Origin of the sequence: Planotetraspora sp. A-T 1434, from assembly GCF_025420585.1 — a bacterium.
GTDB lineage: Bacteria > Actinomycetota > Actinomycetes > Streptosporangiales > Streptosporangiaceae > JAOEGB01.
In genome coordinates, this window is the sequence record NZ_JAOEGB010000079.1 from 1 (window position 1) to 1,082 (window position 1,082).

General features: G+C 64.2%; 1 protein-coding gene. It reads right to left on the reverse strand.

Annotation, left to right across the window (positions count from 1 at the left end; genetic code table 11):
* A partial coding sequence (locus tag N5079_RS35025) for an IS630 family transposase (RefSeq protein WP_261588522.1) occupies positions 1-989 on the reverse strand: 989 nt, incomplete at its 3' end.
* Positions 990-1,082 lie beyond the last annotated feature (93 nt).

Genomic DNA, 1,082 nt, shown 5'->3' on the forward strand with positions numbered 1-1,082 from the left:
GCGGTGAACTGCGCCTCGATCCGGTTTAGGTAGGAGGAGTTGGTGGGCGTGTAGGCGATCTCGACGTTGTTCGCCTCCGCCCACTGGCCGACTCGCTTGTCCTTCTTGGTCGTCAAGTGTGGGCTGAAGTTGTCGCAGATGATCGCGATCCGCACCTCCGGCTGGTGAAGACTGCGCAGGTAGCGGCAGAACTCCAGGAACTCTCCGCGTCGCTTGCGCTTCTTGACGTGTCCGTACAGCTTGTCCTTGCCCACGTCTAACGCGGCGAACAAGTGCCGGACCCCTTGGGTGCGCGTGTAGGTCGCGCGCATCCGCGGCCGAGGCTCCCGGTCGGGATCCTTGCCCTTACCGCCGACGTCGGCCCACTGCCTGCCGGGACGCGGCTGCAAGTTGAGCGGCCCGAACTCGTCCATACAGAAGATCACGGTCGGTTCGCCTGGCTCGGGGACGACCTCACCGTCGGCGATCGCATACAGATGCTCGACGCGGGCCTTCTTGGCCTGGTAGTCCGGGTCGCGGGAGGCCTTCCAGGTCTTTATGGCTTGAAAGGACACACTTTCCGCACGTAGAAGCTCGCGCAGGCCCTCATGGCTGATGTCCTCGACCACCCCCTCGGCGACCAGGAAGTCGGCCAGCTTGGCAAGGCTCCACCGGGAGAAGGGCAACCCATGCTCGGCCGGCTTGGACTTGGCGATCTTCTTGATCTCACGGCGTTGCGGCAGCGTGAACGTCGGCGCCCGGCCGCCCTTGTACTTGGGATACAGCGAGTCGAATCCATCGGTGTTGAAGTTGTGGATCACGTCCCGGACCCGGTCTTCGCTGGTGAACGCCACCTGCGCGATCTTGGCGACAGGCATGCCCTGAGCCGACAGCAGCACCATCTGCGCCCGCCGCCAGGTCACCACGGACCCGCTGCCACGCCGTACGATCCGCAGCAGCCGGTTGCCTTCATCGTCATCGATCTCGCGTACGCGAACCCGCTCAGCCACGAGCAGAGTCTGAAGCGATCACGCCGATCAGGGTGGGACCTCGATCGGCGTGTCACCACGAAACGGGGCAAACCCAAGCTGCTACGGCACTAG